The following is a 24,562-nucleotide window of genomic DNA, read 5'->3' as shown; positions in this document are numbered from 1 at the left end:
CGCGACGGTGACCGCCGCTACGCACTGGAAGTCGGGGTGGTGACTCACTGCACGCGCGCCACCGCGGCGGCGAACTCCGGATAGACGTCCACCGTCGCCCGCATCACCGCCTCCAGGTTCGGGTTGTCGTGGTAGTGCGCGATCAAATAGCGCGCCATGTGGTCCAGCGACGCGAACGAGCGATCCGAGGTCTCACGCAGGAAGGCCTCGCCACCGATGGCGTCAAGCGCGGTCTGGCGACCCGCTTCCTCGCCGGCGGCGGAGCCGATAATCGCACCGGCAGCGGCGAACAGGAGCCCGCCGGCGCCGCCCATGCCTTCGCCCAGCTCGCTCATCACCGCGCCCGCGCCGGCAACCCCAGCCGCCGCGCCCACCGCCGAGCCGGCGGTCGCGCCCATGGAGACGTTCTGCGCCTGGTTTACCCACTCTGCCACCGTGTCGTCGCGGGTGAACGGACTCATGTAGCGCCCGCCGGTGCCCTCGATGACCAGGCCGCGGGTGCGTGCGCGCTCGTCCTCGCTGATCTCGCCGCCCTGCTCGGCGAGAATGGCCAGGTACGGGCCAGGGCACGAGGCGGCCTCCTCGATGTGCTCGCCGTCCTGATAGCAATGCCGGAACCACACGCTTCCGTCGGCAGTGTTGTAGGTGGTCGCCCAGCCGTGGAAGGCGTCATCGAGCTCGCTGAACTCCTTCAACAGGTTGGCGCCCTGGTACATACGCACATTGCGTGAGCGCGGCGACGTGCGGGTGTTCACCCGCGTCGTCGCCGCACCGTTGGTCGGATGGCGGCGGAAGATCACCTGCTGCTCCACCTCGCCCGATGCACTGTAGTCACTGTAGTAATAGGCCGCGGCGGGCTCGGTTTTCATGGCCTGCAGCCAAAGGCCATCATAGGTGCCGGCCCGGAAAGTGCCACCGGCGAACGTCCCCTTGGCGTTGGTGGACACGGCGAGAGCGGCGTGCTCACCTACCGGCTCGCCCGCCTCGAACGTTCCGCGGACGCGATACGCCGTGTCGGAGAGTTCGGCGTGCGAACCACCGGAACCGGACCACTGGTAGATCTCCGGCAACCGCATGGAGGCGACGGCCTCCCCCTCCAGTCCGTCCGGCCCGCAGGTGCCTTCCAGGACCACGGCGCGAAACGTGGGCTCGTAGAACGTCACCTCGAACGCCTTATGCCGCTCGTTCGCCCGGCGCATCTCCGCGGTGCGCTCCTCCAGCGTCACACCCAGGGCCGCCCGGTAGGCCTGCTCCCGGGTAAGCTCGCAGACGCCGACGTCCGCCGATGAGTACAACGCCTCCTGCGACCGGCCGAAGCGCTCAAAATCGGCCTGGAACTGCTCCTGCCATGCCTCCAACCGGGGCGTACCGAGGGCCGGCGGCCCCTCCTCGAGCGAGGCCTCGTACTGCTCTCGATTCAGGTCCAGAAGCATCTGCGCGCGTTCTTTTGGCGTTAACTGTGGCCCGGCACACCCGACGAGCAGTACGCACCCCCCCGTCAGCGCCGCCCAAGCGGGGAGCGCGCCCGTGCTATTCGCATTTGTCACTGCCCTGCCCTCGTTGTTCTTGCCGGCGTGGTTGTTGGTTGGTTCGATGCCGGTATGCGCAGAACTACCAGCGGCACGCAGAGAAAAAAGCGAACCGAGTCGCAGTTTTCGGGATCCTGGAACGTACGTACTGAGCAAACCTGGTAAATGCGAACGCGTCCCGGACCCCAGGGAAAAGCAGAGGTGGTCTCCCCCTCACGGATAAGGTGCGTCGGGCTCGATATATCTACGCGGTCGCTCCGCGGCCAAGACCCGTCACTCGGGCGCGTGCACGACTCTAAGAAGCGTACGCTCGACTCGTATGGCTGGACGTCTGGTGAGGGTCGATACCGACTGAGTACTCGAACTGATCACCACCGTGTCTCGTGTTGCGCCAAACTGTACCGACCTCGGACACATCTAGGCGACGAGACCGTACACGGAAAATCTCTGGATAGGAGGTCGAGCACCGCGAACGGCTGGCTTCCCTCCAATGAAGTGCATCGCCGTTCTGGCGACGCCGGTCACGGTGAGTTCGTCACGTCAGAAGCGGCTGCGAGCGCGGATACCAAAGATAATAGAGTCGACCAGCATGCGTTGTTCGTGGCCGCGAGCCTGCCGGCACAGCATGCAAAGAAGGCAGACGAGTCTACTGCGAATCCGAGACTGACGGCCCGATCGCGATACACCACAGCCCCGGCTTCGGCCGGGGATTTTCGTCGGCACACCCGAGAAAAGGCCCCGGTTCTCTCAGGGATGAGAGAGGCCGAGGCCAACAGGGCAACCGCTGAGGGATTGCCAACCCGCTGAGGGTGGATAGCGGGTCTGCACGGGCACGTTGTGCAGGGTGGAAGTATAGCAGCGGTGGGCGACCTCATTGCTGCCGGAGTCGTTCTGGCGGGAAGGCGCGTATGGGCCAAAAGAAAATGCCCCGACTCTCGGTAAGGAGAGGGCCGGGGCCAACATAAGAGCAAACCGTGTTTAGCTCACGCTCTGAGAGCGCAATTCAGACGCTAGACCGGCTGAATGGGCGAGTCTGGGCGCGAGGGTACATGAGACCTCGGTGAACGCACTGGCGGATCTACGGTCACAGCGAAGGAGATCTTCTCCTCCATAGATCCTTTGCCCCGCTTCGGCGGGGTTTTTTGTGGCCGGCATGCCAGAATCTCGGAAGGGTTCTACCCCACTCCCATGGACGGTTGCGTTAAGTCGTTGGACTTCCCCCAGTATCTTGAGCACTCCGGTGCCTCACGGAGAGGCCCGCTCGAAGGCCTCGGGGCTGACGTCGCCGAGATGGCTGTGGCGACGGGTTCGGTTGTAGAAGACCTCGATGTAGTCGAAGACATCCACTCGGGCGAGCTCCCGGGTTTTGTAGATGCGCCTTTTGACACGTTCTTTCTTCAGGCTGGAGAAGAAGGACTCGGCGACCGCATTGTCCCAGCAGTTGCCGCGCCTCGACATGCTCGGCTCCAGGTTGCGGGCGGTGCAAAAGCCCCGGCAACAACGCCACGCCCGCGAACGGACCATTTCCAGTTTGCGGGTCTCACCAGACCTCCGTTCGACCGTGCGAGTCAAGCGTCTATGCCACCGATGCCGCCGATTGGAGCAAAGGGCAGGCGGTGGTGCACTTGGATTGGAAGCGCCTATCCGGAGGGTCGGTTATTCGGCAACGAGTAGACCGTCGAGCATCGGCTCGATGGCGCTCATGGCCTCGTCCAGCGCCTCATCTGAATTCGCCGCATTCGCAACGAGCAAGCAGGCCTCATTGAGCGCGCCAGCGATGACCGCGGCCAGCATTGCCAAAGGAAGGCGCCTGATGATGCCCCGCTGCATGGCGCGCCGGAGGTCGGCGCGCAGCAGCGTTACCCCGTACTCGCTTTCGACGCGCTGCCAATCTTCCCAGGAGAGGACCCAGCGGGCATCAACCAGCACGATCTGACGGATGGAAGCGTCACTGTGGAGCTCGATGTACCGCCGGCAGCGTGACCTTAGCTCAGCCCAGACTTCCGCGTTCGTTTGCGCGGTAAAGCGCTCCAGGTGCAGCGCGTGGCTGTCGTCCGTTGAGAATGGCTCGTGCTCGGCGTGGGTGATGAACGCGCCGCGGCTGAGTTCCTTCTTGACGTTTTCGAACACCCGCAGGAACAAATCCTCCTTTCCCGCGAAGTGGTGGTAGAAGGCGCCTTTGGTGACGTCGGCCAGACGCACGATGTCGTCGACGGACGCATTGGCATAGCCCTGTCTGGCGAACTCCTTACGTGCCGCCACGATGAGCGCATCGCGAGTCACTCGCCCCTGCTCTGCCTTTCTCGAAACCGTTACCATCCGTCGTCCCCTTGACATACATACTGTCAGTATCTATACAACATACTACCGGTATGCAACTGAGGCAAACGGGAGGTAGTCATGCCGAAGTACGTGATTGAACGCGAGATCCCCGGGGCGGGCGAGATGAGCGCGGAACAACTCCGGGAGGCATCGCGTGCATCCAATGCCGTGCGCGACGAGCTCGGCCCGAGGGAGCTGCAGTGGCTCAACAGCTACATTTGCGATGACAAGATCTACTGCGTCTACATTGCCGCCAACGAAGACATCATCCACGAGCATGCCCGCTGCCTGGATGTCCCCGCCAACCGGATCTCCCGGATCAAGGCCGTAACCGATCCTTCCTCGGGAGAGTAGCTGCAACCGACGATGGAGCTACGGTGGGCACAGCCCCGTAGCTCTACAGCGCACAAACCGAACTCGTCGTGCCTCGACCCGAAGGGATCTTTGAACCCGCATCATGTCGCCGGGCGCCAGGAAGAAGAAACCGATCTATGTTGACGGCATGGATTGTTCTGGACGCTACTGGAGCGAGCGCTTCGCGACCTCTTCCAGCATCACCTCTGTCGCACCACCGCCGATGGAGTGAATCCGAGCGTCACGGACCATGCGCTCGATCTCGCTCTCCTGGATGTAGCCCATCCCGCCGTGGAACTGCTGGCAGGTATACATCACCTCGTTCACCAACTCACCGCAAAGTGCCTTGAGCATCGACACGTCCTTCGTGCACTCGATGTCCTCCTCCATGAGCCAGCCAACGTGGTAGAGAAACTGCTGCGCGGCATTCACCCGCGCCTCGAGCATGGCCAGGCGCTGGCGAATACCTTGCTTGTCGGACAGCACGCCACCGAACGCCTTGCGACCCCGCACGTAGTCCCATGTAACTTCCAGGCCGCGCTCGCACTCACCGAGGGCCATCGCGGCGAGGACAAGGCGTTCATTCTGGAAGTTCTGCATGACCGAGTAGAACCCCTTGTTCTCTTCGCCCAGGAGGTTCTCCGCCGGGATCCGGCACTCGTCAAACACGAGCTCCGCCGTGTCCGAACACAACCAGCCCGTCTTCTGGAGCTGACGACCAACGTTGAATCCGGGGGCATCCTTCTCGACGATGAACATCGAGATGCCACTTGCCCCCTTGGCCTCGGGGTTCGTACGGGCTGCAACGAAGTATACGTCCGCATGGACGCCATTTGTGATGAACATCTTGCTGCCGTTGAGCACGTAGCTGTCGCCCTCGCGGCGTGCGCGTGTGCGAAGCCCGGCAACGTCGGAGCCGGCATCGGGCTCCGTGATGGCGACCGCCGTAATCTGCTCACCGCGGATAATAGGGCCGAGATACCGGTCGAGCTGCTCCCGGTTACCCGCGTGCACCAAGTGTGGGGAGGCCATGTCGGTGTGTACCAGGACGGTCGCGGAGAAACCGCCGAACCCGGATTTGCCACACTCTTCCGCGAACACCACTGTGCTGAGCGGGCCCGCGTTGCTACCGCCGAAGGCATCGGGATAGCGAATCCCCAGCAGCCCCATCTCGCCCATGCTTTGGAGTACTTCTCGGGGCACCATGCCTTCCTCCTCCCAGGCAGGGGCCGCGGGACGCACCTCCTTGTCGATAAAGCGGGCAACTTGGGTTCGGAGCTGCTCATGCTCCTCGGCGAAATGGATGGACTTCATTGGTAGCGCTCCGTGGATATCGTGGCCTTGGGCCGAGGATGATTGTCGACGGTGCACCGGGGGCGGTCAGCCGCCCCCGGTGCAGCCGGCAGAGGGACTCAGTCGCAGTCCTTGATCGGGATGCCGTTGTCCTCGGCGAACGCCTCGGCGGATTCGCGGTACATCGGCTCGACGCGGTCCCGGTCGGGTTCCATGAATTCGGTCAGGGCATTCCATTGCTCACCATCCCACTGTTGGATCAGCGCAAGACCGCCACCCTCATGGTCACGGCAGGTGACGTTTACCGGGGGCATCAGCCCTTCCATGCCGAGTTCTGCGGTGCGCTCCTCGGTGATCGTGAGCTGATTCCAGGCCCAGTTCGTTTGCTCCCGGTTCATGACCTCGCCTTCGCCGAACTCCTCCTGCGCCTGACGCCAAGCCTCGACGATGTAGGCAGCGTTCAAGAGACCGCGGTTGTAGGCGATGGTGCCGTGTCGATCCTCGTCACCTGCCGCCAGGCCGGCGTCGTAGACATGCTCCTGGAGATCGTCGTAGACGCCGTAGTCACTGCCGGGGCCGTGAATGTTGACGGCCTTGTAGCCCTTCGCCGCGTCCCCGGCCGGTTCGACCGAGTCGCCCTGTCCGGAATAGATGCTCCCGATCATGCGCTCGCGGTCGATGCCCATGGACGCAGCCGTACGGATCGCCGTCGGCGTCATGACGCCCCATCCGTACAGTGAGATCCAGTCAGGCTGGATTCGGCGGATCTGCGTCCACACGGAGCTCTGTTCGACCCCCGGGGGCGAAATGGCCATTTCTTCCAGCTTGAAGCCGTACTCCTCCGCGTAGTCGCGCAGCAGCGGGATCGGTTCACGCCCGTAGGCCGAATCATGGTAGGCGTGGACAATGGTCTTGCCGCTGAGGTTGTCCCAGCCTCCCGCCTCGTCGGCGATGTACTGCATCATCACCGTGGTGTTGGACCAGTATGTGCCAGGAACGGTGAACACCCAGTCGAGCACCGGCCCGTAGGCGGCGTCGGCACGGCCGTAGTTCTGCGTGTGCAGCGTGATGCCGTCCTCCCGGGCCCTCGGGATCAGCGCGTAGGCGATCCCCGTGGACCACGGGGCCACCACGGTTGCTCCGCTACCGCGGTCCTTGAGCCGTTCATAGCACTCGACACCGCGGTCGGTCTCATACCCCGTCTCGCATTCTTCAAGCTCGATGCGCACGCCGTTGATCCCGCCATCGCGCTCGTTAATCAGCGTGATGTAGTCCGAGATGCCATCGGCGATACCGATCCCGCCCGGCGCGTACGGACCAGTCCGGTATACGAGGCTTGGCAGATACTGTTCCTGCGCTTGTGCCTGGGCTGCAAAGAGGCCGGTCATGCCGAGGATCGCCCCGAGCCCCACTGTGCTTAGCGTTCGAACCATCGTTTGTCGCATTGTGCTTACTCCTCCATCGGGCGTTTGCGCCCGTCTTGTGTGCCGGCCCTCGTGCGCGCTCGCTCAAGGCTTGCCTCGAACTGCACAGGGCCGACCCGGCTTTCATGCGCCACCGCCCATGAGCCGTTCGCGTTGCAGCATCTGCCCACAGCACCGATCAGATGCCTCAGAGAATGCCTAACGCTTGATAGGTTATTTTCTAAGAGTACGACACGAGTGACGGTTGTCAAACACAATCAATGTTGCACCCGCAAATGCTCCCTACCCATACAGAACAAAGCGATTGGGCGCCCCAACACGGATCAGCCCGTCCTGGCCAGGAGACTTTTCTACCGGGCGAACGACCGGCAAAAGAGCAGCAATCGAGGCTGATCGCGGGGTATAATTTCTTGACAAGGGCCCGCAAACAACCTAACACTTGATAGGCAGGAGCCGAGAGCAATGAATCAACCCAGAGTTCAGGAGAAGGAGGCAACGTCCAGGCGGATCATCCTTGATTGCGCGGCGAGGCTGTTTCGTACGGAAGGGTACGCGGCGACAAGCCTTCGGCGAATCGCGGCGGCGAGCAACATGAAATCCGGCAGCCTCTATTACCACTTCGCCTCCAAGGAGGAGATCATCACCGAGGTACTGAACATGGGCGTCCAGCGGGTTCACGACGAAGTGTGGCGAAGCACGGCCGAGCTGCCGCCCGATGCGGACAGCCATACGCTGGTCCGCACGGCCGTGCGCGCTCACCTGGCAGCTCTCCATGAGCTCGGTGACTACTCCTCGGCGAACGTGCGCATTTACGGGCAGGTGCCTGAGCACGTGCGCAATGCGCACAAGCCGATACGCATCGCCTATGAAGACCTCTGGATTGCCCTGCTGGGGCGGTGTGTCTCCCAGGGCAGCCTGCGCGGCGACGTCTCCAGGCGCTTTATCTCGACGTTCATGCTCGGCGCGATGAATGCGTCCCTGGAATGGGGGACGCCCGAATCGGGCCGTCTGCAGCAAATGGCCGATGACATGGCGGAGCTGTTTCTCCGGGGAATCATGACAAGTAACCAATAGACGGTCAGGACACACGGACATGCCACTACTTGAAAGCCAGGTCGACACAAACTCGCCGCAATTCGAGGCGAACCGCCAGGCGTACGACGCCCTGCTGGAGACATTGCGCGAGCGCCACGAGGCGGTTGTCGGAGGCGGCGGTGAGGCGATGATGCGCCGCCACCGCGAGCGCGGTAAGACCCCGGTGCGCGAGCGCATCGATCTGATTCTCGACCCCCTGAGCCCGTTCCTCGAGTTCAGCCCGCTCGCCGCATGGATGATGTACGACAACGGTGTGCCCGCCGCCGGCATTGTGACCGGCGTGGGCATCATCCAGGGCCTGCCCTGCATGATCATCGCCAACGATGCCACGGTGAAGGGCGGCAGCTTCTTCCACGAGACCGTCAAGAAGCATCTTCGCGCCCAGGAGATCGCTGAGCAGCACGACCTGCCCTGCATCTATCTCGTCGACTGTGGAGGCGCGTACCTGCCCGAGCAGGACCGGGTGTTCCCCGACAAGGACCACTTCGGAACCGCCTTTTTCAAGCAGTGCCAGATGTCGGCCGGAGGCATTCCGCAGATATCCGCTGTCTTCGGCGGGTGCACCGCCGGTGGCGCCTACATTCCGGCGCTGTCGGACGAGGTGGTCATGGTCCGTGGCAACGCCCGCATTCACCTCGGTGGACCATCCATCGTCAAGGCCGCGATCAATGAAGACGTTGACGCGGAGACCCTCGGCGGAGCGGAGATGCACACCCGTGTCTCGGGCGTATCCGACTACCTGGCCGATACCGAAGCCCAGGCACTCTCCAAGGTGCGGGACATCGTCGGAGCGCTGGACAGGGCACCACCCCCCGAGCGCGCCGGTTCGCCACCGCGCTTCGATCCCGCGGAGATTCCGGGCATCGTGCCGGAGAACGCGCAGACGCCCTACGACGTGCGCGAGATCATCCTCCGCTTAGCGGACGACAGTGCATTCCAGGAGTTCAAGCCGGAATGGGGTGAGACCCTGGTCTGCGGCACGGCATGCATTCACGGACATCCGGTCGGCATCTTGGCCAACAACGGCGTGCTCTTCTCCGAGTCCTCTCTCAAGGGGGCGCACTTCATCGAGTTGTGCAATCAGCGCAACATTCCGCTTCTGTTCCTGCAGAACATCACTGGGTTCATGGTCGGAACGGAGGCAGAGCGGGCGGGGATTGCGAAGGACAGCGCGAAGCTGGTCTATGCCGTGTCCAACGCCCGTGTTCCTCGTCTGACCGTCATCATCGGCGGATCCTACGGAGCGGGGAACTACGGCATGTGCGGCCGCGGCTTCCAGCCCAATTTCCTGTTCGCGTGGCCGAATGCACGCATTGCCACCATGAGCCCGGATGTCGCGACGACCGTGCTCACCGAGCTGCGGGGCAAGAGCTCGCAACGCGGCGACGCCTCGGATGACGAAATGCAGGATCTCGTCGACGAGACACGGCGGCAGTTCACCGAGCAAAGCGACCCGTATTACGCCACAGCCCGTTTGTGGGACGACGGCATCATCGAGCCCGGCGAGACCCGCGATGTGCTCGGCCTGTGCCTTGCGCTCACCGCCGCCATCCCGCAGGAGACAGGGCCTTCCCCTGTCTATCGCATGTAACGGCCTGGGAGAGACCTGTGCTCGAATCGGTCCTTATTGCCAACCGCGGTGAAATTGCCTGCCGCATCATACGTACCTGCCAACGCTTCGGCATCCGCACCGTTGCCGTTTTCGCCGAAGCCGACGCCGATGCCAGGCACGTTCGAATGGCCGACGAAAGTCATTGTATCGGCCCCTCACCGGCTGCCGAGAGTTACCTTCGGGCTGACACCATCATGGACGCCTGCCTTGCCCACGGGGCGGCAGGGATCCACCCCGGATACGGCTTTCTCTCGGAGAATGATCAGCTCGCGCAACGCTGCGCGCAGAACGGCGTGACATGGATCGGCCCATCAGCGTCCTGCATTCAGGCCATGGGCTCCAAGATCGAGTCCAAGGCCATCGCCGAGGAGGCCGGCGTGGCAGGTGTGCCCGGCTATTATGGCGAAGATCAGTCGGCTGAGCGTCTCCAGCGGGAAGCGCAGCGCATCGGCTTCCCGGTGCTGATCAAGGCGAGCGCCGGTGGCGGCGGTAAAGGCATGCGCCTCGTCGAGGACGCGGCCGCCTTCGCCGACGCGCTGGACTTTGCCAAGAGAGAAGCGAAAGCGGCCTTCGGCGACGAGCGCGTCCTCCTTGAGAAGTACATCGAGCACCCTCGGCATCTGGAGGTGCAGATCGCCGGTGATCACCACGGGAATGTCGTGCACTTCTTCGAACGGGACTGCTCGATTCAGCGCAACTACCAGAAAGTCGTCGAAGAAGCACCTGCGGCCAATCTCGATGACAGCGTACGCGAGAAGCTCCTTGACCGGGCCGTACGCCTTGCCGAGGCAATCGGCTACGACTCGCTCGGCACCGTGGAGTTCATCCTCGATGCCGGTGATACCGAGCCGTACTTCCTCGAGATGAACACCCGCCTCCAGGTCGAGCACCCGGTGACCGAGCTGGTGACGGGGTTCGACCTTGTTGAGCTCCAGTTGCAGGTCGCGTCCGGCGAGCCCCTCGGGCTCACGCAGGACGCCATCCGGGTGAACGGCTCGGCCATCGAGGCGCGGGTGAACGCTGAAGACCCGTCCGCCGACTACCGTCCGAATCTCGGGCTGATCGCGCGATATCGGGAGCCGCAGCTTGAAGGCGTACGCACTGACTCTGGTGTTGGGGAGCAATCCGAGGTCACGCCGTACTACGATTCCATGCTGGCCAAGGTGATCGCGCACGGCTCCAGCCGGGCCGTGGCCACTCGACGGCTCACCCGCGCCATGGAGCACCTGCAGATCCTCGGCGTCGACACGAATCAGGCCTTCCTTCGGGATATTCTGCGTCACCCGTCGTTCAGCGACGGCGTGCTGACGACCCGTTTCATCAGCGAGGCATTCCCCGAGGGGTGGCAACCGGAACCACCGGATGACCGCGCCGCCGTTGCCGCCGCGGCGGCCGTAGCTCTGGAGGGCTATCGGCGCCAGTCCGGCGTCGGCCCGTGGCGTCGCCTTGCCGGATTCCGCGTCGCCGCCGTTCCCGCACGCGCCGGTCGCTCCCGATACGAGGTTCGGCCAACCGATGGCGACCCGGTCGCCGTTGATCTGGTGCTCGAGAACGACGTGTTGACCGGCCGCGTTGACGACCGCCCAACGGACCTACGAATTCCCCTACAGCGGAACGCCGCCGGTGAGATCGACTGGTGGGTCGACGGCGACCGCGTCTATCTGATCAAGCAAGGGCGCACCATGACCTTTACGGTCCGATCCTGGGTCGAGGCCATGGCCAGTGCCGCACGCCACGAGACCGCATCCGCCTCGGACGTCACTTCGTCCATTCCGGGCCTGGTCACCGACGTCCACGTCGAGGTTGGGCAGACCGTCAGCAAGGGCGAGCCCATCGTCGCCATGGATGCCATGAAACTCGTGTTCGAACTCAAGGCACCGCAGGAGGGCACGGTCAAGACGATCCACTGCGCCTCTGGCGATACCGTCGGTGCCCATGCGCTGCTCGTGGAAATCGAGCCATCTTTCACGGAAGCGAGTTGATCGCGATCGGCAAATCCCGGGAGGGTTCAATGGCCGGATTACGCTACGAGCAGTTTGAAGTCGGGATGGTGTTCGACCATGAATGGTCCCGGACCGTGACGGAAGCGGACAACGTCATGTTCAGCACAATGACCATGAATCCCCAGCCGCTCCATCTCGACGCACACTTCGCCGCGACAACGGAGTTCCATCGACCCCTTGTCAATAGCCTCTTCACCCTCGGGCTGATGATCGGCATGTCCGTAAACGACACGACGCTCGGGACGACCATCGCCAACCTGGGCATGTCCGACGTGCGCTTCCCGAAACCGGTCTTCCAAGGTGACACCCTCAAGGTGCGCACCACCGTTGAGGACATGCGCACGAGTAATTCACGGCCGGACGCCGGCATCGTGTCCTTCCTCCACTCGGCGTACAACCAGAATGGAGACGAAGTCGCCATCTGCAAGCGGGCCGCGCTGATGCGCCGGATGGATAAGGAGGAGGCGGGATGATTCGCTCGCTACTCTTCGCACCCGGGGACAGTGAGCGCAAGATCACCAAGGCGGCGCAGTCCCGGGCCGACGCCGTTATCGTTGACCTGGAAGATTCCGTTGCGCTTGAAAACAAGGCCGAGGCGCGCAAAACGACCAGTGAATACTTGCGCGCCCGCCAGGCCTCGCAGCCCCTGTGCTTCGTCCGGGTGAACCCGCCCGGGTCGGAGTTGCTCCTGCAGGACCTTGCGGCCGTGGTGGCAGGAGCGCCCTACGGGATCGTTATTCCGAAATGCGAATCGCAGGAGCAGGTGGACACGATCGGGCACTACCTATCCGCCCTGGAGGCACGCGAGGGCTTGCCCATCGGCTCGATCCGCCTGCTCGCCATCGCTACCGAGACGCCTGCCGCCGTGCTCGCGCTGTCCGGAGGCGGACTCAGCCATCCAAGGCTCTTCGGGCTCCTCTGGGGCGCAGAGGACCTATCAGCGGAGCTTGGCTCCTCTCGCACGCGAGATGCGACCGGTGGTTACGCACCCCCATTCACGCTAAGCCGGGATCTGTGTCTCTATGCTGCTGCCGCCGTGGACGCCACGCCCATAGACGCCGTGTACACGAGCCTCGACGACTCGGAAGGCCTCGCCACCGAGGTTGAAGTTGCCCGCAACATGGGCTTCCAGGCGAAAGCAGCAATCCACCCCAATCAGATCGACATCATCAACAGTGGATTTACCCCCACCGAAGAAGAACTCGACTGGGCGCGTCGCATTCTGGCACTCCGGGAAGATGGAAGCGGCGTTGCCACATTGGACGGCCGAATGATCGACAAACCGCATTTCCTGCGCGCACAACGCCTCCTTCGCCTAGCCGAGCAAATCAAGCCGGAGGGCCAACCTCTTTGATGTCCTGGAGCGGGGCCGCTGCGCCTGCGAATACCCCCTCCTCGCCGACGGATCCGGCGCTTCGTGATCGGTAGCGGGGTTCCACGTTGTCTACGATTGCAATACTGGACGGCGATGTGCGAGCCATAAAAGACAGTCAACTGGTCGCCATCGATTTCCGCTATTGGAATCGCTATTGGGTTATGTACAGTCAATTCGTACGCCGTTCAGACTACTTCGCGTCATATCCGAGCTTATCGAGAACTAGCGAATACCGTTCGATTCCGCCCAGCCGCCTTCGCTTTGTACAGGCCCTCATCGGCTGCGGCGAACACTGCCGCAAATTCATCGCAAGATCCGTTGATCGAAGCAACGCCAATGCTGACGGTAACTTGGAACTCATCTGCAATAGACTCGCCCGCGATACGGATTCGGAGTTCGTCCGCCCGCGCAACGGCTTCGTCAACGTCGCAGTCCATTAGGAGCACACCAAACTCTTCGCCCCCAAGTCGTCCGACAATGTCGTCCTGCCGGACCGCAGTGGCTATCCGATCACCTACTTCCTTGATTACCGCGTCACCTGCTGCATGGCCGTGGGTGTCGTTAATCTCCTTGAAGTTGTCGATGTCCGCCAACAGCAAGGCGCCTCGCCGGTGACGTGTTGCTCGCGCTGCTCGGGCTGTGTCGAACTGCTGGACAAATGATCGCCGGTTCGAGATACCAGTCAGTACGTCGGTGTGCGCGAGTTCCGAGATGCGATGGTAGGCTCGCTCCGTAATACGCGCCTGATAGAACGTCATCCAGATGATGGCTGTCATGGCGCCGAGGATGTTCGATATAGTCTCGACGTCGCTAATCGATGGCCACTGGCAAAAGTTGACGAGAATGATGCCGATGACGATCAGGCCATAAACGGCTACAGCGCTGAGCCCACGTCGCGTCCCGAGGAGAGAGAAGGCGACAAAGGGAAACCACAACAGCCAGACCGACGCGTCATATGCCCCCTGAATGAGCCCATAGAAAATCAGGGAAATTCCGCCAAAAGCGATCACAGCCAACCAGGAGACACGATTGATTGCCTTGTTGCGACGAAGATCGATTAAACCGGCAACAATGCCTGCAAAGAAAGCGAGTTCAATGAGTCCGAGCAGATAAAGATCAAAATAGAGGAGATTGGATACGCCGAAAACCAAGGCGACGGCACCCAAAGCCGTAAGAAAAACGCTTACCAACGATGTGCGTTGATCGTTGTGGATGAATTGCCGTCGTAGCCATTGGCATAGGCGTGAAATCGGACTGAACTCGGTCTGTTGTCGACTACGATTGTTCACTGTGGGTACTCACTTGATGCGGGCGCGACCGTCGTGAAGATTGTTAGGGTCGTTACTGTAATCCGGGTGATGCGCAATTTGCCCTCTTAGACGAAATCGGACTTCAAAACATCACAATGTTACGGATACGGTTCGATACGTGACGTGATGCGCCTCGCAGAAGTCGGCGAGCGATATGGGGATGCGTCACAGAACCCCACGGAGCCGGTGTCCGTATGCCGATATAGAGCCGGTCGCATTCTTGACGGCGTGTGGTGAGGGACCAACCACTAGCGCCGTTGGCTGGTTAAGTTGGTTGTACGTCGGTGTCAATGGAACGAAGGAATAGGCGGCAAATGTCAACGAGACGAGCGTGATCGCTGGATGCGGCTCGGCGAGCCCGCAACGGCTGGCGACATTACCGCCTTCGCCCACACAGCGAATGGTCGGGGCGCCGGAGGCATTGTAGTTGCGCAGGGTTCCCCATATGGAGGCTTACCCATCGCTGTCGAGGAGAAAGCGGCGCAGGCCCGTAGTATCCGACAGCTCGCCATACAGAATGGTCCGCGAGCCCGCAGCATCTTCACGGATCAGGGCGGGTGTGGCGAAGATCCCGTACTCGATGGTGAGTAGCGGCTCCTGCAGTAGATCGATCTCGCGTACGGATTCGACGTCGCGACCGATTTCGCGAAGTATCGCGTGGAGATGAGCGCGGGCGCGCTCGGAGCGCGGCGCGTGCCCGGCAACGAGTAGCGTGAGTGTCGTGTTTGCGCTCTGAACCTGGGACATTATGCTTAGCTCTCCCCGTCCTGCCAGCGGTCTGGCGAGGGTCGGGCTTGATCGCTTGGGTCGCGTCGCCGAATGACGCTGCCCTGATGCGTATCGCTTTCCTGTTGCGCTTCTCTGGCCTCGCGCTCTTCCCGGTCGAGTTCGTCCTGGTAGCGCTGGGCTTCGTTCTCGGCGTCTTGACGACGAAGACGGGCCGCCTCCAACTCCCGCTGCAGGGTGCGGCGACGGTGGTCCCTTTCGTTACTTTGAGCCCGGCTCTTGGCTGCCTCTTCGCTTTCTTTTTGGACTCGGGCGGTCCCCATAAGCACCTGGGATCCATACTCGTAGACATCGGCAAGATCCGGCCCGGCGTCCGAGAGCAACAGCTCCCGGACCTGGTTGGAGTGCGCCGAGCCGCGGGATTTCACAACCGACAAGGCACGGTTTCGCTCACCGCCGTGAATGCGATAGTCAAGCGTGATCCAGGTATCCGCTAGCGTCGAGACGTGACTCAGCGTAGATTCGTTGTCGACGTCACCTTGCTCAGATAGGGATGTCAGGATCGTTGTGATCCCTCGCCTGCGAAACAGGGCGATCAGGCGTTCCGTGGTATCAAATGCGCTCTCGGCGCTGTTGGCTTTCAGCAAGGCGGACACGGGGTCGATGACGACGCACGCCGGGTTGAGCTGATCGAGCAGGTTGACGATGGCAATGTAGTGCTCTTCGACAAGGGCACTCCATGCCTCCCGCGACTCGATGTGCAGTAGGTCTTTGTCGAGTTGCGGCTGCAAGTCGATTCCTACGGAGGAGACGTTGCGCACGATGCGGTCAGCGAGCTCGTCGAAGCTGATGTACAGAACACGCTCGCCGCGCTGGGCTGCCGCCTGCGCAAAGCACACGGCAAGCGTGGTCTTTGCCGTGCCGGGTTGGCCCGAGATCAGGATACTTGAGCCGCAGTAGACGCCCCCACCGAGGACGCTGTCGAGACGGGGGATCCCGGAGCCCACGCGGATGGATTGCGCTCTCTGCATCCCTTCACCGTGGGGCGAATAAGGCAAGTGGATGCCATCGTTGTCGAGCACCATGGCGACTTCGTCGGTCTCGTGGGCACTGCCGCGGTATTTCGCAATGCGGAAGCGCCGGTTGAGTCGGCGCCCCACGAGTTCAGTGGACAGAACGAGGATCGTGGACAACAGAAACTCGACGCCCTCAAGGTACGCGGCCTCGGTTCGGCCGGCGTACGTTTGTTTTGCCGTGAGGATGGCGGCGAGGCCTTTGTCCCGGCACCACGTGTCGAGATGACGAATCTGCATCGCCGCCGTATGCTCATCCGGCTGCATGCGCAGGAGCTGATCGATGCCATCGAATACGACCCATGCGGTGCGGCCTTGTTCGGCTTGCGCAGCAATGAGAGCGAGCAAGCCCTCCAGATCAAACGCACCGGCCGCCGTCGCCTCCATCGGTGGGCGGGCATCAATGAACCGGACTTCGTCGGCGTTCGTGAGGTGAGCGCCCCAAGCGAAGGATTCGGTGCTGCGGCGGATTTGCTCCTGAGACTCTTCGAAGGAAACAAAGATTCCACCCTCTTGCTGGTCAAGGGCTTCGGCGAGCAGTTGCAGTCCGAGAACCGTCTTGCCCGCCGATGGCTGTCCGATAACCAGGGTGGTCCCGCTCGCCGGAAGGCCGCCTACGGTGAGTGCGTCGAGTCCGGCAATGTGTGTCGGCTGCTTGATCAGTCTCGACGTGTGCGTGGTCATGATCGATTCCGTCGCATGTTTCAAAGTGTAGATCGCTTGCCCCCATCCAGTGCAGTGTCATGTGCGCGGCAAGGGAAGCGGCGAGCGGTGGTCCAGAAGCCAGCGGAAGTCTTCGCTCTCCAAGGGGACGCTGTAGTAGAAGCCCTGACCGATATGGCATCCGAGAGCAATCAGAGCATCCTGCATCGCCTTCGTCTCCACGCCCTCGGGGATGACACTGGCTTCAAGCGTTTCGGCGAGGTTCATCACGATGCGCACGATTGCGTGGCTGTAGCGATCCTCCAGCATGTCGCGCACAAACCCCTTGTCGATCTTGATTTCGTCGAACGGGTATTTCTGCAAGTACATCAGGGACGAATAACCCGTACCGAAATCATCCAGTGACAAACGCACACCCAGCTCGCGCAACTCGCGCAGTTGATTGAGAAGCTCGGCCGATTCGAGCGCGAAGACACTTTCCGTAATCTCGAGCGTGAGCGCGTTGGGCGGGAGTCGGTGGCGTTCAAGCGCGTCGCGAACGGTCTGCGTAAAGTCACCGACCTGGAACTGGACGAGGGAGACGTTGACGGCCATGTGGCCCACATTGAACCCCGCGTCATGCCATTCCCGCAGGTGCCGGCAAGCTTCGTTCAGGACCCATTCACCGATGGGAATCATGAGCTGGCTTTGCTCGGCGATCTCGACAAAGACCGCCGGTGACTGCAAACCGCGCTCGGGGTGGTGCCAGCGCACGAGCGCTTCGCAGCCGGCCACCTCCCCGGTCTTTAGGACGACTTTCGGATGGAAGTGAAGCTCGAACTCGTCGTTGACGAGCGCATTGCGTAGCTCCTGGACAATGTCGATGCGCTGGCGCGTTGTCTCATAGAGGCTCTCCGTATAGGCGAACCACTGGCCGCCGGCGTTCTCGCGTCCGTGGAACAGCGCGAGTTCTGCCTCCCGCAGGACTGTCTCCGGCTCCCGCTGTCGATCGCCGAGCTCGGTGTATCCAAAATGGGCGTTCGCTTCGACGGAAAGGCCGCTCAGCGAAAACGGTGCATCAAAGGCCGCACCCAACGCCGATCGCATCTCGCTAGCAGACGTTTCGTCGTTCGCAGGAAGGAAAACGACGAACTCATCGCCGCCAACACGCCCGACCAGGGCGTTCTCGCCAGCGGCGCTCATGAGGCGTTCGCCAACCCGGACGAGGAAGGCGTCCCCGGAGGCGTAGCCATGGGCGTCGTTGATGTTCCATTGGTCGTCGATGTCCAGCATGACCATGGTGGTGGCACGTTGCCAGCCCTCCATCTGCAATCGCTCGGTGACAGCTCGAATGAACCCATTGCGGGAGAGCTGGCCTGTGAGCTGGTCGTCATAGGCAAGCCGATTGAGCTTTTGCTGCTGTTCGTCCAGGCGTGCTTGCGCTTGCTGCTGCTCGTCCAGCAAATCGTTAATGCTGCCGGCCAGCATCGCCATTTCGTCCGTGCCCCGTATCTGCGCTCTTGCGTTCGGGTTGCCCCTTCGCACCCGGTTGACGGTTTGCGCGATCGAGTGTGCCGGCCCACCGAGGCGGTGATGGATCAGGCCAAAGGCGGCGACGCAGAGGCCACCAAACAACAGGGCGGAGCCAGCGAACGTCCCGGTAATCCAGCGGGACTCCTGGGCGATGTCCTCGCGGCGCTTCCGGACCAGGCGATCGAGGGATTGGTCGAGCGCGATACCGTGGCCTGCGACCTGATTCATGATAATGCGGCTACGCGCTGAGATGTCCAGCGGCGACAATGCACGGCTGGACCGGCTCCCTTCGGGGGAGGCCGGCTGTGCATCACTCGCTGCGGCTGAGCGTAGCACCTCGTGGATAAGGGCGATTTGCCTGGCACCCTGTGCTGCATTGGGGTAGGACGTGTCGAAGCGCTCCAGGCGCTCCTGGATCCGGCGGAGGTCGGCCTGGAACGCCTCCCACAAATCCGGATCGGCGCCAAAGAGCAGCAGGCTGTCGCTGGCGGCAGAGATGTCGTCGATCCGCTTGCTCAGTTCAAGCAGTTCCGCGATCTCGGCGTTTTTTGTCTCCATCCGATGGATGCTCGTCACGGCGACCACCGCGAGCACGACGAGGCCGACAAGACAGAAGACAATGCTGGCGATGGACAGGTGGATCAGCCTCACTGCACGTCCTCACGGCTTCCGGTGTGATCGGGCACGCCGACGACTCCGGGGGCAAGAGAACGCAGTGGTCCCGCTTCGATGAGGTCGCGAACGCGCACTTCCGGATTAGCCATCTCGTAGCCCGCGCTCCGCGCCCAATCCAATTGCTGCTGTATGGTGGCGATTACCGTCCAGTTCAGGTTCAGATGGAAGTCGAGTGCTTGCCACTGGGCCTCGACATGGCGAATCTCCGTTTCCGTGTGGCGTCCATAGGTGCGCATGGCCGTATCTGGCCTGTTCGTGATGAACGCGATTGCCCTTTGATACCCTTTGAAAAGGGCTTCGACGACTTCGGGGTTCTCATTGATCGTGCGCCGTTGTGCGACAAGTACCCACTTTGCTGTGTACAGGTTGCTCCCTGGCAGAACGCGGACGCGTTCGCCGACGCGCTCCCGCAGTCGCGACGTCCAGGGCTCCCACAGCACCGCCGCGTCAATATCGCCTTCGACCAGAGCATCGGATAGTGCCGACGTGGGTTGGTCACTCAACACCGCGTCGTCAGGCCCGATTTGGTGGTAGGTCGCGAATAGCCACCAAATGAACTCCGCGTTCGTCCCGCGCATGAGCCCAACGCGGTGGCCGCGCAGGTCGTCGGGGTTGCGTATGCCGGAGCCCTCCAGGGTGACGACCTGGTTGAGGCGCGTGGAGTGCACCAAGCTTGCGAGGATCACCGGATCATCGGGCTGGCCGGGTGTTTCATCGGCGATGAAGTCCAGGGTGAGGGGCGTGAGCGCCATCAGGGCGAAATCGGTTTCTCCGCTGCGCAGGCGCGCCAAGTTCTCTTGTCCCGACTTCGAATATGCAACCGAGATCGTGTTCCCGTCGGCGCGAAAGTAGTCCCGGCGGTCCGCGATGACCGTGGGCAGATCACCGAGATAGGACACGCCGGCCACGCGAATCTCTGCGCCAGCGTCGTTCGCGATGGCCGCTTCACCGGTGATTAACGCGATGACGCATGCGAAACACCGTGCAGCGAGGACTCGGACGAACCGGGCCGGGGTAAAAGACCACTGCTGGTGTGAGCACGTTTTCCGACGAAAACTCAACGTCGCCCAAGGATTAGCCGTTGACGTTGTTTGATGATAAACGATCGGATGACAACGATGCGACTGGCGCCGAGACGACTCTGATTCGGGGGGATTTTCGCCCTGCCAAGGAGGCGGCGGAGGACGTTGAAAACCTGGTTGGCGTGACGTAAACGGCAAGAAGGGAACCTATGGCATAACGCGGGTGGACCTGCTGACGGAAACGATAGAGACGTTGCCCGGATTGGTAGAAGCCTACGGTGAGTCTATAGCTGGTTTATTGTCGTTTTCAAACCGCATGGGTAATCGGAGCGCCGAGGTAGCGCTCCATGGCGCACCTTCCAAACCGTACTGACACCCCCCGGAGCACAAGAAGTGCGACACGGCCTCTGGGCCGATACGTACTTTGCCAAAGCTGAAACGATCGATCAAGAGAAGCTTGATTGCGCCAGGCCCGCCCGGCCAGGAGCGGCGCACCGCTGGTTAGCCTCGGTGCGCTGCCTTCCGGGGAGGCGCCCATGCAGGTTATGCCTGCGTTCATGAGGGGCTTCTCGGTGGATGCATCGGTCGTAAAAGGCATTATGGATTCTTATCGCAACTGCCATGGTGTTGTTCATGCAGGGCGGGTTCACCGCTCTGGAATCAGGGGTGACCAAGCGGAAGAACACCATCAATGCAACAGCGAAGAACATGGTGGATTTCGGCGCTGCCGTTCTGACGTTTTACATCGTTGGGTATGCGCTGATATCAGCATGCCTGCGCGAGTTCCGGAGCGCGTTGGCTTACCGTCTTGAGGTTCCTCGAACATCTTCGTCGGCGCGATCCCCTTGGCGTCGGCCTTTATGCCACAGCCGGCACGGCAGAATTTGCACTTTGCACGGTCGCCTTAGTGAGGCTCGGTGTATGTTCGACCTGTCATGAACTGATTCTGATCGGACAGCAGGGGTGTTACGCATGCCGGGCACAAGCATCGAAGGCTTTCTACAGATCGCGGATTTCAGCGAGGCATCACTGTTCCAGGCGATCTGGGAGAACTTTCCCGAGAACATGTTCCTTATCCGCGTCGATGAGGCCGCGGACGATTTCGTGATTGAGGCGATCAACCCGGCGCAGGCCACCACGCTGAGCGCACTGTGCCAGGGAAAGTCGGTGCATGAGGTCCTCCCCCGGGCGACCGCTGATCGGGTGGTCGCCCGATACCGGGAGTGCTTGGGGCGGGCCGGGCCGATTCGCTACGAGGAGGGTGACGTCACTTATTTCGACCCCTCCGGTGCGCAGCGCATGGGGAGTTGGTTGACGTTATTGATGCCGCTTCATGACGGCGACGGTCGCATCAGCCACCTGTTCGGCATTTCGCAGGATATTACCGAATTGCGCCTGGCACGCAGCGAGCTGGAGCGCCAGAATCAGGAGCTGGAGGGCCGCGTTGCCGAGCGCACTGCCGAACTCCGCCAGGCCAACGAGCAGTTGAGCGCTGTGAACGCCGAGCTGGAGCGGCTCGCGAGCCGGGATTACCTGACCGGCGTGCACAACCGGCGCAACCTCGAGTTGTTGGTAGAACATGAGCTGCATCGTGCCAACCGCGTTAATCACCCGCTGACCCTGCTGATGCTGGATCTCGATGGCTTCAAGGCAATCAACGACGAGCAAGGCCATGGGGCCGGTGATGCACTGCTTCAGCGTGTTGCATCAACCATGCAGGCACATTTGCGCAGCGTCGACTTGCTGGGACGCTATGGTGGTGACGAGTTCATGATCGTACTGCCCGACACGGAATTGGTGGACGCTGAGCACGTCGCGAATCGCATCCGTCATGACATACGACGCGAGTGCGGAGTGACTGTCAGCATCGGACTGGCGCGTTCGCTGCGTGACGATTTCTGCTTGGATAATCTCGCCCTTCGGGCGGATACCCTGCTAATGGACGCGAAGCGGTCCGGGCGTGACACGTTCCGGTCCGCCAACTGAGGGGACTGCCCGGCGGTACGTGCGATGCCTGACCGCTCGTTTCTCGCTTGCGTGGTATGAGTACAAAGCAGACCAGAACGGGGCGAACTACCTTGATCGAACCTGCACCGCTTGATCTGGCGGCGCGGCCAATCTGTACGCGCTGACGTGGCCAAGTCGCGAGAGCGGCCGGTGAATCATTGTTCGGCGCCGACTGCTCTCTGGTCGAATGTGGCCAAGCGGCGACCCAGGGTGGGGCGGGTTCGGAATCCGTTCCGGAGCGGGATACGTGGGGAGCATGTTGCATGCAGGCTGAGGCTGGCCTACGTGAAGCCGTATTCAAGAGGAGATGGGGTCGTCATGCAGTGTTGAGTGGATCGCCGCTTCCAAAGCCTGATACTTCTCGACCTGCTTCTCCAGGTGCTCCGTCTTCGTCCGTTCCTGGCGCAGAGCTTGATGGAGGCGGTCGAGTTCTGCGTCCTTGCGTGCGTCATCCTCCTGTTCCTTGCTGGTGTCCTGGTTCTGGGCGGCGGGGACGAAGCTTGTGTTCTCTTCCTGGCTCAAGCGAATGAGATTGCGCACCCGCTGGCGCAGTCGGCGGTTCTCCTTCTCCAGGCTGCGGGCGGTGCTCTCGGCATCCTGGTTGTTTTTCTTCAGCCGCTGGATCTCGCGGCTGTAGTTCTGGCGGATCACCTGTTGGGCCTGCTCGGCGCGCTCGAGCTTGAACTCAAGATCGGAGATCGCCTCGTTCTGGTCGTTGAGCACGGCCGGGAACTTCTGACTGGCCGCATCCATGCGCGATGACGCCGTGTCGACGACTTTGTGCATGCGATCCATGCGCTGTTGCCGTCGCCGAGCCCGCTGTGCTTGCTTCGGGCTGGCATCGTCGAAGCTTGCCGCCGTGGCCTCCAGGTAGTCGTCAAGAGCGGCCCGGTCGTTGGCGTAGGTCTGCAGGGCGTCCTGAATGGCTTTCGCCGTTGCCGGGTCTGTCGAAAGGCCGCGTAACGTCTCGCGCAAGGCGACGTTCTCGGCGCTCTCGCGCTGAGCATAGCGGTGCAGACGCAGCCAGGCATCGCGAAACGGCGATAGCTGCTGGATTTCCCGGCGTTGGCGCTCGGCCTGCTCGTCGCGCTCTTTCAGGCTACGCCGAAGTGCGTGGTTGGTGTCCTGCTTGGTGCCGGAGGTGGACCCCGCACCGTCGAGGGCGTTCGGGTCCATGGCGCGAACGGTGTCGATGAGCGACTTAGTGGATGTGGTGCGCAGATCCCAGATCTCGGCGTCGCGGTTCTGGGCGGCCTCGGTGTGCGTCTTGTCCTCCTCCAGGATGCGGCGCTCCAGGTTCTCGAGCCGGGACTCGGCGCCCTTCTGCCGGTGGCGGCGCATGTCGAGGTTGCTGATACGCTCCTTGAGAAACCGCAGATGCGCGTCGCGACGCTGGATCAGGTGGCGCTTCTCGGACTTGAACGCCTGGGCCTCGGTGAAGGCCCGACGGTAGAGCCACCAGGACACGCCTCCGAGCGCGGCCGAGACAATAGCGACCTCGACGGCGACGACGAGAAAGGTCAGAAACAGAGACGAGCTGTCCATGGAAAACTCCCGGGACGGGCACCCCTGGTACTGGGGGGTGTTATCGAGAAATTGTGGCTCAGCGGCCGTGGCGCTGCGACAGCGTCGGCGCCAATAACGAAGCAACCGCGCTCGTCATATCAACGGCGCGTGGATCAGGCGAACCAACCCGATTTGAGTACACCGCCAGGGTTCCGAGCAAACCGTCGTCTGGTGTGATGATCGGCGTCGACCAGCAGGAACGAAGCCCGGCTCTGCGCGCCGCCGTTCGATAGTTTCTCCAGCGTGGGTCGCGCTGGAGGTCGCGGGTGATAATGGTATTACGCCAGTATGCGGCCGCGCCGCACGTACCGAATGGGTCGCCGACGCGAACCCTGCGTGTCTTCTGACGCAACAGGGGCGGCAGGGAGTCGCCGACAATGAGCTGTAGCGTCGCCGCACCTGCATCGAACGCCATGATCGAGACAATGGCCCCTCGGATCTCTCGTTCAAGCAGATGGCAAAGGGCATTCGGCGCGATTCTCTGAGAGGCATCAATGCGCGCCTGGCCACCTCGAATACAGGACACTGGATCCTCTTGCTAATGCAGATGGTATCGGCCGACGGCAGCTGCATCCTCGTTCTGAAACGATCATTAAGGAATGCCAAGCGGCAGTCTACGGCGTGACAATGTGGTGGAACGTGATGCGCATCACAGTGCGACAATGGCCAAGACCCATGCCGGGCATATGCATAAAAACGCCGAAACCTTCGGGCACGAAAATTATGCTCGTCGAATCAAAGTACAAAGGAACTTTATTAAATAACCAATTAGAGGTATTCGCCAAGCTAAGGATCTGGAGTCCGATTGACTACGGCATGGGAAGTTGATCCAATGCCGGATGATTACGTTTTGAATGAAACGGTAACGACCCGATTCAAAACCGTAAACGGGCAACCCCGACCGAAAGGCGGGCACGCAAAGCCGACAGCCTAAGGGATCCTGATCCTATGGCAGTGGGGCCGCCGGGTGAACTACGTCTGAGTGCGGTCCGTCATCGCTC

The 24,562-nt window shown here is 61.9% G+C and carries 19 protein-coding genes, 1 pseudogene and 1 riboswitch; of the genes and pseudogenes, 8 read left to right on the top strand and 12 right to left on the bottom strand.

Features of this window, described 5'->3' with window-relative positions:
* Positions 1–44: 44 nt before the first annotated feature.
* The 3 genes and pseudogenes from QWY84_RS19110 to QWY84_RS19100 form a co-directional block, all read right to left on the bottom strand.
* A complete protein-coding gene (locus QWY84_RS19110) occupies positions 45–1,433 on the bottom strand; it encodes a hypothetical protein (RefSeq protein ID WP_290204629.1) in 1,389 nt (462 codons plus the stop codon).
* 1,341 nt (positions 1,434–2,774) lie between these two features.
* Positions 2,775–3,017 (bottom strand): annotated as a pseudogene (locus tag QWY84_RS19105) (IS3 family transposase); the annotation flags it as partial.
* Between the two features lie 168 nt (positions 3,018–3,185).
* Complete coding sequence (locus QWY84_RS19100) at positions 3,186–3,848, bottom strand: TetR/AcrR family transcriptional regulator (RefSeq protein WP_290204628.1); 663 nt, start codon at positions 3,846–3,848, stop codon at positions 3,186–3,188.
* 81 nt (positions 3,849–3,929) lie between these two features.
* On the opposite strand from QWY84_RS19100, the gene QWY84_RS19095 reads away from it, so the two are divergent.
* On the top strand, positions 3,930–4,205 hold the full coding sequence (locus tag QWY84_RS19095; protein ID WP_290204626.1) for a DUF4242 domain-containing protein: 276 nt from the start codon (positions 3,930–3,932) through the stop codon (positions 4,203–4,205).
* Between the two features lie 165 nt (positions 4,206–4,370).
* Here QWY84_RS19095 and QWY84_RS19090 read toward each other — a convergent pair whose 3' ends face one another.
* Both QWY84_RS19090 and QWY84_RS19085 read right to left on the bottom strand, forming a co-directional pair.
* Positions 4,371–5,519 (bottom strand): acyl-CoA dehydrogenase family protein, encoded by a 1,149-nt coding sequence (locus QWY84_RS19090; protein ID WP_290204624.1) that lies wholly within the window; start codon positions 5,517–5,519, stop codon positions 4,371–4,373.
* A 98-nt stretch (positions 5,520–5,617) separates the two neighbouring features.
* On the bottom strand, positions 5,618–6,943 hold the full coding sequence (locus tag QWY84_RS19085; protein WP_290204622.1) for an ABC transporter substrate-binding protein: 1,326 nt from the start codon (positions 6,941–6,943) through the stop codon (positions 5,618–5,620).
* Between the two features lie 441 nt (positions 6,944–7,384).
* Here QWY84_RS19085 and QWY84_RS19080 point away from each other — a divergent pair, with 441 nt between their 5' ends.
* The 5 genes from QWY84_RS19080 to QWY84_RS19060 are packed head-to-tail and all read left to right on the top strand — an operon-like array spanning position 7,385 to position 12,986.
* Entirely contained in the window at positions 7,385–7,996 is a 612-nt protein-coding gene (locus QWY84_RS19080) for a TetR/AcrR family transcriptional regulator (RefSeq protein WP_290204621.1), read from the top strand.
* A gap of 19 nt (positions 7,997–8,015) precedes the next feature.
* Complete coding sequence (locus QWY84_RS19075) at positions 8,016–9,608, top strand: acyl-CoA carboxylase subunit beta (protein WP_290204619.1); 1,593 nt, start codon at positions 8,016–8,018, stop codon at positions 9,606–9,608.
* 17 nt (positions 9,609–9,625) lie between these two features.
* The gene (locus QWY84_RS19070; RefSeq protein ID WP_290204618.1) at positions 9,626–11,611 is read left to right on the top strand and encodes an acetyl/propionyl/methylcrotonyl-CoA carboxylase subunit alpha; all 1,986 of its coding nucleotides are present in this window, start codon (positions 9,626–9,628) and stop codon (positions 11,609–11,611) included.
* Positions 11,608–12,105: a MaoC family dehydratase gene (locus tag QWY84_RS19065; protein WP_290204616.1), complete on the top strand. Its 498-nt coding sequence runs from the start codon at positions 11,608–11,610 to the stop codon at positions 12,103–12,105. The genes QWY84_RS19070 and QWY84_RS19065 overlap by 4 nt, the downstream gene beginning before the upstream one ends.
* A complete protein-coding gene (locus QWY84_RS19060; RefSeq protein WP_290204615.1) occupies positions 12,102–12,986 on the top strand; it encodes an HpcH/HpaI aldolase/citrate lyase family protein in 885 nt (294 codons plus the stop codon). Before QWY84_RS19065 ends, QWY84_RS19060 begins: the two co-directional genes overlap by 4 nt.
* Positions 12,987–13,219: 233 nt before the next feature.
* On the opposite strand, the gene QWY84_RS19055 is transcribed toward QWY84_RS19060, so the two are convergent.
* From QWY84_RS19055 to QWY84_RS19035, 5 genes are all read right to left on the bottom strand, one after another.
* A complete protein-coding gene (locus QWY84_RS19055; protein ID WP_290204614.1) occupies positions 13,220–14,296 on the bottom strand; it encodes a GGDEF domain-containing protein in 1,077 nt (358 codons plus the stop codon).
* Positions 14,297–14,770: 474 nt separating this feature from the next.
* On the bottom strand, positions 14,771–15,064 hold the full coding sequence (locus QWY84_RS19050) for a circadian clock KaiB family protein (RefSeq protein ID WP_290204612.1): 294 nt from the start codon (positions 15,062–15,064) through the stop codon (positions 14,771–14,773).
* Between the two features lie 5 nt (positions 15,065–15,069).
* The gene (gene kaiC, locus QWY84_RS19045; RefSeq protein WP_290204610.1) at positions 15,070–16,800 is read right to left on the bottom strand and encodes a circadian clock protein KaiC; all 1,731 of its coding nucleotides are present in this window, start codon (positions 16,798–16,800) and stop codon (positions 15,070–15,072) included.
* Between the two features lie 57 nt (positions 16,801–16,857).
* Complete coding sequence (locus tag QWY84_RS19040; RefSeq protein ID WP_290204608.1) at positions 16,858–18,942, bottom strand: putative bifunctional diguanylate cyclase/phosphodiesterase; 2,085 nt, start codon at positions 18,940–18,942, stop codon at positions 16,858–16,860.
* Positions 18,939–19,874 (bottom strand): ABC transporter substrate-binding protein, encoded by a 936-nt coding sequence (locus QWY84_RS19035; protein ID WP_290204605.1) that lies wholly within the window; start codon positions 19,872–19,874, stop codon positions 18,939–18,941. Before QWY84_RS19035 ends, QWY84_RS19040 begins: the two co-directional genes overlap by 4 nt.
* Before the next feature lie 717 nt (positions 19,875–20,591).
* Between QWY84_RS19035 and QWY84_RS20155 the strand changes: the two genes are divergently transcribed.
* Together QWY84_RS20155 and QWY84_RS19030 are read left to right on the top strand one after the other, a co-directional pair.
* On the top strand, positions 20,592–20,927 hold the full coding sequence (locus QWY84_RS20155; protein ID WP_353959916.1) for a hypothetical protein: 336 nt from the start codon (positions 20,592–20,594) through the stop codon (positions 20,925–20,927).
* A gap of 33 nt (positions 20,928–20,960) precedes the next feature.
* On the top strand, positions 20,961–21,974 hold the full coding sequence (locus QWY84_RS19030; RefSeq protein WP_290204603.1) for a GGDEF domain-containing protein: 1,014 nt from the start codon (positions 20,961–20,963) through the stop codon (positions 21,972–21,974).
* A 318-nt stretch (positions 21,975–22,292) separates the two neighbouring features.
* Here QWY84_RS19030 and QWY84_RS19025 read toward each other — a convergent pair whose 3' ends face one another.
* Together QWY84_RS19025 and QWY84_RS19020 are read right to left on the bottom strand one after the other, a co-directional pair.
* The gene (locus QWY84_RS19025; protein ID WP_290204601.1) at positions 22,293–23,540 is read right to left on the bottom strand and encodes a hypothetical protein; all 1,248 of its coding nucleotides are present in this window, start codon (positions 23,538–23,540) and stop codon (positions 22,293–22,295) included.
* A 58-nt stretch (positions 23,541–23,598) separates the two neighbouring features.
* A complete protein-coding gene (locus tag QWY84_RS19020; protein ID WP_290204599.1) occupies positions 23,599–24,087 on the bottom strand; it encodes a GAF domain-containing protein in 489 nt (162 codons plus the stop codon).
* Between the two features lie 354 nt (positions 24,088–24,441).
* Positions 24,442–24,529, top strand: a riboswitch (cyclic di-GMP riboswitch).
* Positions 24,530–24,562: the final 33 nt, after the last annotated feature.

Origin of the sequence: Aquisalimonas lutea (assembly GCF_030409225.1) — a bacterium.
Classification (GTDB): Bacteria; Pseudomonadota; Gammaproteobacteria; order Nitrococcales; family Aquisalimonadaceae; genus Aquisalimonas; species Aquisalimonas lutea.
The sequence above is the reverse complement of the archived record's forward strand: the minus strand, read 5'-3'. Positions and strand labels throughout refer to the sequence as shown.